General features: G+C 45.8%; 4 protein-coding genes, 2 tRNA genes and 3 rRNA genes. All 9 read right to left on the minus strand.

Annotated elements, in window-relative coordinates; genetic code table 11:
• Positions 1 to 328: 328 nt before the first annotated feature.
• On the minus strand, positions 329 to 2,719 hold the full coding sequence (locus AC4MBN_RS13525) for a YgiQ family radical SAM protein (protein WP_491880966.1): 2,391 nt from the start codon (positions 2,717 to 2,719) through the stop codon (positions 329 to 331).
• Between the two features lie 143 nt (positions 2,720 to 2,862).
• Positions 2,863 to 4,077, minus strand: coding sequence for an MFS transporter (locus AC4MBN_RS13530; protein WP_419374575.1), 1,215 nt, complete (start codon positions 4,075 to 4,077; stop codon positions 2,863 to 2,865).
• 149 nt (positions 4,078 to 4,226) lie between these two features.
• Positions 4,227 to 4,341, minus strand: a 5S ribosomal RNA gene (rrf, locus tag AC4MBN_RS13535).
• A 202-nt stretch (positions 4,342 to 4,543) separates the two neighbouring features.
• Positions 4,544 to 7,435, minus strand: a 23S ribosomal RNA gene (locus AC4MBN_RS13540).
• A 399-nt stretch (positions 7,436 to 7,834) separates the two neighbouring features.
• A tRNA-Ala gene (locus AC4MBN_RS13545) sits at positions 7,835 to 7,910 on the minus strand.
• 66 nt (positions 7,911 to 7,976) lie between these two features.
• Positions 7,977 to 8,053: transfer RNA gene (locus AC4MBN_RS13550), tRNA-Ile, on the minus strand.
• Positions 8,054 to 8,114: 61 nt separating this feature from the next.
• Positions 8,115 to 9,652, minus strand: a 16S ribosomal RNA gene (locus AC4MBN_RS13555).
• Together the 16S, 23S and 5S rRNA genes with 2 tRNA genes alongside form the textbook arrangement of a ribosomal RNA operon.
• Positions 9,653 to 10,244: 592 nt before the next feature.
• Positions 10,245 to 12,332, minus strand: a complete 2,088-nt coding sequence (locus AC4MBN_RS13560; protein WP_419364962.1) for a TonB-dependent copper receptor — start codon at positions 12,330 to 12,332, stop codon at positions 10,245 to 10,247.
• A 71-nt stretch (positions 12,333 to 12,403) separates the two neighbouring features.
• A complete protein-coding gene (locus AC4MBN_RS13565) occupies positions 12,404 to 12,817 on the minus strand; it encodes a DUF2946 family protein (protein ID WP_491880361.1) in 414 nt (137 codons plus the stop codon).
• Positions 12,818 to 12,824 lie beyond the last annotated feature (7 nt).

Genomic DNA, 12,824 nt, shown 5'->3' on the forward strand with positions numbered 1-12,824 from the left:
AAATTGCCCTGCTACTATTCTGTGTAGAGACCAATACAATTCGTAGCAAAACTTGATTGCCAGTTACTTAAAAACCGCTTTTTGCTATTTCAATAGAAATTAGGGTTAAATCCTTATACGCGACTGTAAAATAGTCTCCTGATAGATCGCAATATAAATCGGTTGAACTGTAAGACAATTCCGACAAAGTGTCATTTTTATATCATTTTTCAAAAATTTAAATCGACTAAAAATAAAATATTTTACATTTTAATTGAGAACCCGAAAGCTGCATCAATAAAGTCTGAACACAAAAAAAGACACCGAAGTGTCTTTTTTATCAGCTTAATCAAGCACGTGATTTTGGCTTTGATTTTCCTTTCGGTTTAGGGCCACCAAATGGCTTTTTCGCATCACCCGTTTCACGCGGTGGCAGACCGGTATGCTGGGTCAGAATCTGGCCTTTTTTCGGACGGTTATTTTGAGCCTGACTACGATTACCTGGGTTAGCAGTACGTTTCTGTGAATCGCCTGCAACCGTCGAATTCTTCTTACGTGCAGACTGGTATTGTCCATCTGTACCTGCAGGTTGATAGGTCGGAATCAGATGCTGCTTCGAGTTACCAATCAGATCCTGACGCCCCATTTCCTTTAAAGCCTCACGCAATAAAGGCCAGTTGTTTGGATCATGGTAACGCAAGAAAGCTTTATGCAGACGACGACGTTTCTCACCTTTTACGATGTCCACATCTTCAGTATAACGCGCGACTTTCGCCAGCGGATTTTTACCGGTGTAGTACATGGTGGTTGCAGTGGCCATTGGCGACGGATAGAAAGTCTGTACCTGATCGGCACGAAAACCGTTCTTTTTCAGCCAGATCGCCAGATTCATCATGTCGTAATCCGTAGTTCCCGGATGCGCTGCGATGAAATAAGGAATCAGATACTGTTCCTTGCCGGCTTCCTTACTGAAACGGTCAAACATCTGCTTGAAGCGGTCATATGTCCCGATGCCCGGTTTCATCATCTTCGATAATGGGCCTTTTTCGGTATGCTCTGGCGCAATCTTCAGATAACCACCCACATGATGGGTGACCAGCTCTCTGACATATTCCGGGTTCAATACGGCAAGGTCATAACGCAGACCTGAGCCGATCAGAATCTTTTTAATGCCCGGTAAAGCACGTGCCTTACGGTATAACTGAGTTAACGGTGCATGGTCGGTATGCAGGTTTTGACATACGCCCGGGAATACACATGAAGGTTTACGACAGTTCTTCTCAATCTCAGGATCTTTACATGCCAAACGGTACATATTGGCTGTTGGGCCACCCAAGTCTGAAATAATGCCGGTGAAACCTGGAGCCGTATCACGAATCTTTTCCACTTCACGCAGGATAGATTCTTCAGAACGGTTCTGAATGATACGACCTTCATGCTCGGTGATCGAACAGAAAGTACAGCCACCAAAACAGCCACGCATGATGTTCACCGAGAATTTAATCATGTCAAAAGCCGGGAAGCGTGCATTACCATAAGATGGATGTGGCAGACGTGCATAAGGCAGGTCAAACACATAATCCATTTCTTCGGTGGTCAATGGAATCGGTGGTGGATTGATCCACACATCACGTTCACCATGTTTTTGTACCAAGGCACGCGCATTGCCTGGATTGGTTTCCAGATGCAGAATACGGTTGGCATGCGCATACAGCACAGGATCATTTGCCACTTCTTCAAAAGAAGGCAAACGAATCACTGCTAATTCACGTGGTGGTAATTTATGTTTAATTGCTTTAGATGCCGGTTGTAGCTGCACAATTTGCGTATCTGGATCTAAATTGTCCCCTTCACGCACGATTGGATTGGCTACGACTTCTTTCTGGAAATTCTGGTATTGGCTTAAGCTGTTGCCTTTATCTTTTTCAATTTCACAGCCATCAATATCTTCGCTCATTACATAAGGATTGATGATCGGATCAACACGGCCAATGGTATCCACATCATTGGATGCAATTTCAACAAACTGAGCTTTCGCAGCACGGTTATGTTTATTAATAATGAATGCAGTACCACGGACATCAGTAATCTGATGAATCTTTTCACCTTTGGCTAGGCGATGCATGATTTCAATGATCGAGCGTTCGCCATTGCCATACATCAATAAATCTGCTTTAGAATCCATCAGAATCGAACGACGAACTTTATCTGACCAGTAGTCATAGTGCGCGATACGACGCAATGAACCTTCAATCCCACCAAGCAATACCGGCACATCCGGGAAAGCTTCACGACAACGTTGGCAATAGACTGTTGCGGCACGGTCTGGACGTTTATTCGGCTGGTTATCTGGTGAGTAAGCATCATCTGAACGAATCTTACGATCCGCCGTATAACGGTTGATCATCGAATCCATATTACCGGCAGACACACCCCAGGCAATATTCGGCTTACCGAGTACACGGAAGGCTTCTACATTGGTCCAGTCTGGCTGGGCAATAATCCCGACGCGGAAACCTTGTGCTTCGAGCACACGTCCAATGATCCCGGTCACAAATGACGGGTGGTCAATATAGGCATCACCGCAGACAAAAATAAAGTCACAACTGTCCCAACCGAGTTGGTCCATTTCCTCGCGTGACATCGGCAAAAAAGGCGCGGGTTCAAAACATGACGCCCAATATTTGTCGTAATCAAACAACGCTTTAGGCGCAGTCTGAGCGGTATAAGCAGTAGACATGGCTAGCAATTCTCGGCTGGCAGATGGAAGATCAGAAAAGTGATCAAAGATGAAAGCCGAGTATTTTAGCATGAATTCAGCTCAGGTTGCTTGATTATAATTTATACAATATTAGCTTTAAGCCCTTTATCAGGAATATATACTTATTCTATTTTTGAATGATCAGTTGCAGGTTTTAAATACTGTGTCATCCATAAGCCCAATCCTAAAATAATAGCAATAAATACACTTAGTCCTAACCATCCGGCATTTTCCCAGACCAGTCCACTTGAACTTCCGAGTAAACTTGAACCTAGGTAATAACAGAACAAATAAAGGGACGAACCTACCGCACGATACTGTAAGGATTGCACAGATACCCAGCTACTAGCAGTTGAATGAGCCGCAAAAAAGGAAAAGGTAAAAATCAGCAAACCACTAAAGACCAAAGCCAAGTTATTAATCAACATTAAGGCTAAGCCAAACAGCATGGTACAAAGCATGACGGCAAGCACCTTATAACGTCCAAACTTCCTGCTCCAAGCTGCGGCTCGTGGAGAGCTATAAATTCCGGCCAGATAAGTAATCGAAATCAACCCTATCCAGACATGAGACAGTTCAAATGGTGCTTGAATCAAACGATAACTTAGATAGTTAAATACCGAGACAAAGCCCCCCATCAGGATAAAGCCCTGTAAAAACAGAATTCTTAATTTAGGATCACTCAGATTCTGCTGAAATGCTCTGATAAAACGACTGAATTGTATTGGATAAGCTTTAAAATGCCTGGACTTCGGTAATAGAAAATAAAAAGTTGTCGCGATACATAGATTCAGCAATCCAATAATCAAAGTCGCGGATTGCCAGGAAATAAAATCGACCAATGTCCCAGCAATCAATCGACCACTCATACCACCAATCGCAGTTCCGGAAATATACAGCCCCATGGCAAAGCCCACATCCTGCTCCGCCACTTCCTCTCCGATATAAGTCATCGCCACGGCTGCCACGCCACTGACCGTGAGACCTATTAACACTCGTGTTGTTAAAAATATAGACCAGATAGGTAATAAAGCACTGAGTAATAATAAGACTGATACAGAGAATAAAGACCAAACCATAATTGGTTTACGGCCAAAACGGTCTGAAATAAGTCCTGTAAAAATCAGGCCAATAGCTAAGGCAATGGTAGAGAAGGAAAGTGGAAAACTACTTTGTGTTGGAGAGATATGAAAATAATCCGCCAGAATCGGCATCATCGGCTGGACACAATACAGCGATGAGAAAATCGCAAAACCCGCCAGAAATAAGGAGAATAAAATAGCTTTAAAAGCAGATGAACCATATGCGATATGGCTTGAAGATGAATTTGAGGACATATCCGCTCCATGAACCTGCCCAGTATACGCCTCTCAATTCGCCTTTTATGTGATGATTCAGTTTAAATAACCATCGAATAATTATTTTTATTAAATCCCACGCATAAAAAAAGCCCCCTGCTTCTGCAGAGGGCTTTTTAGGAATAATGAGCTGGCGATGACTTACTCTCACATGGGATACCCCACACTACCATCAGCGCTAAGAGGTTTCACTTCTGAGTTCGGGAAGGGATCAGGTGGTTCACTCTTGCTATGGTCGCCAGCACAACTGGTATGCTTACTCGCTATGGTCTTATTTACGTTGCTTGCGCTTCGTTTGCCTAGCTTTCTTCAAATAGAATGCATTAACAGATGTATCTGAGTCGCAGTAGTTTGTTCGATTAGCTTAACTAAATCAAGGCTTCGTCTGATCGTTAGATCAATATGAAATCAATTGATGCTTTATATACAACTGCTTGGGTGTTGTATAGTCAAGCCTCACGAGCAATTAGTATTGGTCAGCTTCATGCATCACTGCACTTCCACATCCAACCTATCAACGTCGTAGTCTTCAACGGCTCTTTAGAGGACATAAAGTCCTAGGGAAATCTTATCTTGAGGTAGGCTTCCCGCTTAGATGCTTTCAGCGGTTATCCCTTCCGAACATAGCTACCCGGCGATGCGACTGGCGTCACAACCGGTACACCAGAGGTTCGTCCACTCTGGTCCTCTCGTACTAGGAGCAGATCCTCTCAAATTTCCAGCGCCCACGGTAGATAGGGACCGAACTGTCTCACGACGTTCTAAACCCAGCTCGCGTACCTCTTTAAATGGCGAACAGCCATACCCTTGGGACCTGCTTCAGCCCCAGGATGAGATGAGCCGACATCGAGGTGCCAAACACCGCCGTCGATATGAACTCTTGGGCGGTATCAGCCTGTTATCCCCAGAGTACCTTTTATCCGTTGAGCGATGGCCCTTCCATACAGAACCACCGGATCACTAAGACCTACTTTCGTACCTGCTCGACTTGTGGGTCTCGCAGTTAAGCGCGCTTTTGCCTTTATACTCTACGCGTGATTTCCGACCACGCTGAGCGCACCTTCGTACTCCTCCGTTACTCTTTAGGAGGAGACCGCCCCAGTCAAACTACCCACCAGACATGGTCCTCGCTCCCGATCAGGGAGCAGAGTTAGAACCTCAATATTACCAGGGTGGTATTTCAAGGACGGCTCCATGGCAACTAGCGTCACCACTTCAAAGCCTCCCACCTATCCTACACAAGTAAGATCAAAGTTCAATGTCAAGCTGCAGTAAAGGTTCACGGGGTCTTTCCGTCTAGCCGCGGGTACACCGCATCTTCACGGCGAATTCGATTTCACTGAGCCTCTGCTGGAGACAGCGCCGCCATCATTATGCCATTCGTGCAGGTCGGAACTTACCCGACAAGGAATTTCGCTACCTTAGGACCGTTATAGTTACGGCCGCCGTTTACTGGGGCTTCGATCAAGAGCTTCGCTTACGCTAACCCCATCAATTAACCTTCCAGCACCGGGCAGGCATCACACCCTATACGTCCACTTTCGTGTTTGCAGAGTGCTATGTTTTTAATAAACAGTTGCAGCGGCCTGGTTTCTGAGGCTGCCAACAGCTCAAGGAGCAAGTCCTATCACCGCCGGCAGCGTACCTTCTCCCGAAGTTACGGTACCATTTTGCCTAGTTCCTTCAGCAGAGTTCTCTCAAGCGCTTTGGTCTACTCGACCTGACCACCTGTGTCGGTTTCGGGTACGATTCCAGTGTAACTGAAGCTTAGAGACTTTTCCTGGAAGTATGGTATCAGCCACTTCACCAGTAAACTGGCTTGCTATCAACTCTCAGCATAGAGCACCCCGGATTTGCCTAAGATGCATGCCTACTGTCTTCCACCTGGACAACCAACGCCAGGCTGACTTAACCTTCTCCGTCCTCTCATCGCATTACACTGAAGTATTGGAATATTAACCAATTTCCCATCGACTACGCCTCTCGGCCTCGCCTTAGGGGTCGACTCACCCAGCCCCGATTAACGTTGGACTGGAACCCTTGGTCTTTCAGCGAACGGGTTTTTCACCCGTTTTGTCGTTACTCACGTCAGCATTCGCACTTCTGATACCTCCAGCATGCTTCTCAACACACCTTCATCGGCTTACAGAACGCTCCCCTACCACTTGCAATAAATTGCAAATCCGCAGCTTCGGTACATAGTTTTAGCCCCGTTACATCTTCCGCGCAGGCCGACTCGACTAGTGAGCTATTACGCTTTCTTTAAAGGGTGGCTGCTTCTAAGCCAACCTCCTAGCTGTCTATGCCTTCCCACATCGTTTCCCACTTAACTATGATTTAGGGACCTTAGCTGGCGGTCTGGATTGTTTTCCTCTTGACTACGGACGTTAGCACCCGCAGTCTGTCTCCCGGATAGTACTCATTGGTATTCGGAGTTTGCATCGGTTTGGTAAGTCGGGATGACCCCCTAGCCGAAACAGTGCTCTACCCCCAATGGTATTCGTCCGAGGCGCTACCTAAATAGCTTTCGGGGAGAACCAGCTATCACCGAGTTTGATTAGCCTTTCACCCCTATCCACAAGTCATCCCCTGGCTTTTCAACGACAGTGGGTTCGGTCCTCCAGTTAGTGTTACCCAACCTTCAACCTGCTCATGGATAGATCACCCGGTTTCGGGTCTATACCCAGCAACTAAACGCCCTATTAAGACTCGATTTCTCTACGGCTCCCCTATTCGGTTAACCTCGCTACTGAATATAAGTCGCTGACCCATTATACAAAAGGTACGCAGTCACCACACAAAGTGGCTCCCACTGCTTGTATGCATGCGGTTTCAGGATCTATTTCACTCCCCTCACAGGGGTTCTTTTCGCCTTTCCCTCACGGTACTGGTTCACTATCGGTCAGTCAGGAGTATTTAGCCTTAGAGGATGGTCCCCCTATATTCAGACAAGGTTTCACGTGCCTCGCCCTACTCGACATCATCATATCAGCCCTTTCGTGTACAGGACTATCACCCACTATGGTTGCACTTCCCAGAGCATTCCACTAAAACTGATATGACTTAATGGGCTGTTCCCCTTTCGCTCGCCGCTACTGAGGGAATCTCAATTGATTTCTTTTCCTACGGATACTGAGATGTTTCACTTCTCCGCGTTCGCCTCATAAACCTATGTATTCAGTTTATGATACCGACCTTATAGCCGGTGGGTTTCCCCATTCAGACATCTCCGGATCACAGGATATTTGCCGCCTCCCCGGAGCTTTTCGCAGGCTATCACGTCTTTCTTCGCCTCTGACTGCCAAGGCATCCACCACATGCACTTAATTACTTGACTATACAACCCCAAACAGTCGTTCATCCCTACAAGTAGGATGAGCAACAGATTGTGATGATTACTCATCACTCTCATACAGTTGGCGTCTCGTAGATTTAACTACCGTACAGCTTCAATTAGATTCATATACCAAAACGCTTGATTCAGTTAATTTCGCTAGTTCTCATTCAATCACTTCAACTTCACAACCGAAGTCGTGTCGTTTCCGCTCTTGTATGAGTATGAACAAATTATTTCAACTCAAATATATTCTGTTAATGATTTAATGCATCCTCGTCGGACTGCATTACTGTGATAAATCACAGAGGTTAATAACAATGCCGCGCATTATACGCCGCTTTCTTACTAAGCTCTATAAGCTATCAAACCGTTTGCTTATTACGTATTCGAACGAATACGTGGTGGAGACTAGGAGAGTCGAACTCCTGACCTCCTGCGTGCAAAGCAGGCGCTCTACCAACTAAGCTAAGTCCCCAGCTTATCAATAAGTCAATGTATCGTTCCGTTTCTGTTCGCTCTGCAATTAACGCTTCGTCAGTAGTGGTGGGTCTGACAAGACTTGAACTTGTGACCCCACGCTTATCAAGCGTGTGCTCTAACCAACTGAGCTACAGACCCTCAGATACATCGTCATGAAGAACAACTTGTTGTGGATTCTTACCAATCGTCAATCTTTCGTTAAGGAGGTGATCCAGCCGCAGGTTCCCCTACGGCTACCTTGTTACGACTTCACCCCAGTCATCGGCCACACCGTGGTAAGCGTCCTCCCTAAGGTTAGACTACCTACTTCTGGTGCAACAAACTCCCATGGTGTGACGGGCGGTGTGTACAAGGCCCGGGAACGTATTCACCGCGGCATTCTGATCCGCGATTACTAGCGATTCCGACTTCACGCAGTCGAGTTGCAGACTGCGATCCGGACTACGATCGGCTTTTTGAGATTAGCATCTGCTCGCGCAGTAGCAACCCTTTGTACCGACCATTGTAGCACGTGTGTAGCCCTGGCCGTAAGGGCCATGATGACTTGACGTCGTCCCCGCCTTCCTCCAGTTTGTCACTGGCAGTATCCTTAAAGTTCCCACCCGAAGTGCTGGCAAATAAGGAAAAGGGTTGCGCTCGTTGCGGGACTTAACCCAACATCTCACGACACGAGCTGACGACAGCCATGCAGCACCTGTATCAGAGTTCCCGAAGGCACCAATCCATCTCTGGAAAGTTCTCTGTATGTCAAGGCCAGGTAAGGTTCTTCGCGTTGCATCGAATTAAACCACATGCTCCACCGCTTGTGCGGGCCCCCGTCAATTCATTTGAGTTTTAGTCTTGCGACCGTACTCCCCAGGCGGTCTACTTATCGCGTTAGCTGCGCCACTAAAGCCTCAAGGGCCCCAACGGCTAGTAGACATCGTTTACGGCATGGACTACCAGGGTATCTAATCCTGTTTGCTCCCCATGCTTTCGCACCTCAGTGTCAGTATTAGGCCAGATGGCTGCCTTCGCCATCGGTATTCCTCCAGATCTCTACGCATTTCACCGCTACACCTGGAATTCTACCATCCTCTCCCATACTCTAGCTAACCAGTATCGAATGCAATTCCCAAGTTAAGCTCGGGGATTTCACATTTGACTTAATTAGCCACCTACGCGCGCTTTACGCCCAGTAAATCCGATTAACGCTTGCACCCTCTGTATTACCGCGGCTGCTGGCACAGAGTTAGCCGGTGCTTATTCTGCGAGTAACGTCCACTTATCCCAGGTATTAACCAGGTAAGCCTCCTCCTCGCTTAAAGTGCTTTACAACCAAAAGGCCTTCTTCACACACGCGGCATGGCTGGATCAGGGTTGCCCCCATTGTCCAATATTCCCCACTGCTGCCTCCCGTAGGAGTCTGGGCCGTGTCTCAGTCCCAGTGTGGCGGATCATCCTCTCAGACCCGCTACAGATCGTCGCCTTGGTAGGCCTTTACCCCACCAACTAGCTAATCCGACTTAGGCTCATCTATTAGCGCAAGGTCCGAAGATCCCCTGCTTTCTCCCGTAGGACGTATGCGGTATTAGCGTCCCTTTCGGAACGTTGTCCCCCACTAATAGGCAGATTCCTAAGCATTACTCACCCGTCCGCCGCTAGGAATCAGGTGCAAGCACCCTATCCCCGCTCGACTTGCATGTGTTAAGCCTGCCGCCAGCGTTCAATCTGAGCCATGATCAAACTCTTCAGTTAAAATCATTTCGAGTTTTATAAGTAAAACTCTTAAACTTGGCTCATCAATTTTCTGACAAATATTTCTCAAATAAACTTCGAGTAATTTCTACCATTCAATCAATGAAAATAATTTCGATCAATCAACCAGTAAAAATCCACACAAGTTGTTCTTCATAATCTCTTAATGATCTTCTTGCTACTTCGTCAGTAGCAAGCTAGGTCGGCTATATTACTCTCTATCTCTAGAAAGTCAACCAGTAATGAAAATTATTTTTAAACTTTCTTTCTAAAACCTAACTCAACCATTTCATGCTAAGTTACTGTTTTATCAGAAGTTTTAATCTTCATCACCGCCGATGGATGTGCATTCTACAGTATTTCAGGGGGCTTGCAATACCTTTTTAGACTGATTTAATTCGGGTGTTTATTTTATAAACCAATAAATTCATAAATGACTGTTTTATATATTAAATTTATTTTAAGAAAAATATTCATTATTTTATTTAGAAATACTCAATAATATTAAGTTATTGTATTTAAATGTTTTTATAATTTTAAAAATATAAAAAGCAGAGCTTTCACCCTGCTTTTTGTATTTAATCTAATCAAATTAAAACTTCATACTGACACGTGCCCAGTAATTTCGTCCCATATTATTAAATTGCTCAGTAGCAGGTAGCCCCACTCCAGCATTGCCCATTTTATTCAAATGTTCTGTATAAGTCCGGTCGAAGACATTATCGACACCGACTGAAAGATCCACACCCTCATTCACACGATAGGTGCCATTTAAAGACAATGTACCAAAACCAGCACTCTGTTTATGATCATAACCGACAATATTGCCTTCACGTTCGCTAATACGGTTTTGACTATCCACTAAACGCCAGTAAGCACCTAAAGTGTAATTCTCCTGGATATAACGCAGATTCACCCGAGCTTCCAAAGGTGCAATTTGTGGCAACGGCGTATGATCAGTCGTGTTTTCACCCCAGGCATACATGGCACTAACATCAGCCTGAATGGCATCGGTAAACTGGTAGCCAATTCCAGCTTCTGCACCGGCAATAGCCGCATCAACATTTCTTGAATCTGCCCCATTCATTTTTGCTGACTGCATTCCTTCCATACCACTACCTATATGATGGTCATGACCTGAATTTGCAGTTTCAGGATAAGTCATCAGAATAAAATCCTGAACCATGCCAGCATAAGCCGATACCCATGAATTGAAGGCACCATGATGATGTTGATAGCCCAGATCAAGCTGTAAGGTTTTTTCAGTATTTAACTGTTTAAATGTATTTGCAGTTACCCCCTGATAATCGGTTTTAAATAATTCCCAATAATCCGGCACACGCTCGACGTATCCCAGACCAATATAAGTTTTACCGTCATCATGCTCAGGATGAGTATTTTCAAAACGGATAAAGGCGCTCGGCAAGGTTTCCTGACGGTTCTGTCCAGTTTTTAAGGCATCAATGTCCACTTGATCGACCCGCACACCAGTAACCAATTTGTTGTTATCACTGAGTTCATGACTTAACTCAGCAAACGCTCCATATGACTGGAATTTCATATCTGGCGTGAGCGGCATGTTCATATTGGTTGAAGTCATTCCCCCAGCATGCGTATTGTGCTGAGAATCCACACCCGCAATTAACTGGGTTTTATCCCATTCACTTGTTATCACCATACGGGAATTTAAAGTACGGCGTGTGACCTGCATAGCGGATGGATTGGCTTTCATGCTATGGGTGGCCATGTCATGGATCATCGGTACAGGCCGCAGACTAAAGTTATCCATGATGTGATCGTTATAGTTATAGTTAATCTGTGCCTCAACTTTCTGAATGACATCCGTCAGATTTCTCTTTTCAACACGTAAGCCGAGGCTTTCACGGGCAAACTGAGATCCATCCATATCACGGCCAGCATAAACCGCCTCGCCATCAGCTTTACCACCGGTCAGCTCGACCCAGGTATCTTCATCCGGTGTCCAGCCCAGTGCCAGATCTGCATTCCATCGTTCCCAATCTGAAGGTACAGTTTGACCATTACCATCTTTATAACTGCTTGATACCGAACGGTTGGTGTTCAGGCGGATATACTTTTTTTCATCACCAGCAGCTGCTTCAATATTCTGGTCCAGACGACCAAAAGATCCCATTAGTACACTGGCCTGACCGCGATAATGTTGATCTTCCCCAAACTGTTCAGGTGTACGTTCAAAAATGACGGTTGCTGCCGAACCGGTATTGGCATATTGAACCGTTTGCGGGCCTTTAATCACTGAAATACGATCATAACTTTCTGGAGAAATATATGAAGTGGGCGAATCCATCCGGCTTGGGCAGGCACCGAGGTTTTCAGTGCCATCAGTCAGGATTTTAATGCGTGAACCGAACATACCACGAAAGGTCACATCGCCATTGGTACCTGCTCCGCTATTGACCGAACTAAAACCTACAATACTTTGCAGATAATCTGCGCCATCAGTTGCTGGCACTGGCTGAATCGGCTGTTTCGGATCAGCACGAACAATCAGACCATTGGCATCATTACCGGCAGTTGAAGTCACCACAATCGGTGCCATGGTTTGTACAGGCATGCTTTCATTGGCCATAACCACTGATGAATAACAGGCAACACAAATCGCAGCCGCAAGGGGCTGTAAAGAAAATTTAGGCTGAGCCATTTTCTATCTCACTGAATACATAAATTAAACACGGCCCAAGTCATTCAAGACCCAGGCAAAACAACGTGGATTTATGCAAACAGTGGCGGTGCCCGTCCCTGCGGGATTAAAAAGAGTCGTTGAAGGATAAACCAGACATGCTTAAAGGCTTGTTCAAAAGCCAGGAGTCTGACCTGAATCCGGTCCAAGACTTCTTTCACCTCAAGCTCAGGCGGCAAAACCAGGTTGCCATAGACAGTACAGTACTGACACTGATGACTGGCATCGTGTTCATGCGCCATGGAGTCTGAGGAAATAGGATGCTGATCAAGGTGATGATGGGCAGACTGTTCAGAATGAACATGAGAAGAAACTAAAAGGGCGCGCGTGATGGTTTCACAGACCGGAGCAACCTGATATTGCTTCGGCAGCAAAGGCTGTAAGAACACAGCAATTTGTAGAAATACCGCTACAAAGGAAAGTAGCAGACCTCCCCGCAGAACCATAGGCAAA

This window comes from Acinetobacter sp. CAU_H_60, assembly GCF_058599385.1.

Bases quoted from the DNA above. Each gene is read 5' to 3' on its own strand.
- AC4MBN_RS13525 (WP_491880966.1), bottom strand. From the start codon at position 2,719: ATGTCTACTGCTTATACCGCTCAGACTGCGCCTAAAGCGTTGTTTGAT.
- AC4MBN_RS13530 (WP_419374575.1), bottom strand. From the start codon at position 4,077: ATGTCCTCAAATTCATCTTCAAGCCATATCGCATATGGTTCATCTGCT.
- AC4MBN_RS13560 (WP_419364962.1), bottom strand. From the start codon at position 12,332: ATGGCTCAGCCTAAATTTTCTTTACAGCCCCTTGCGGCTGCGATTTGT.
- AC4MBN_RS13565 (WP_491880361.1), bottom strand. From the start codon at position 12,817: ATGGTTCTGCGGGGAGGTCTGCTACTTTCCTTTGTAGCGGTATTTCTA.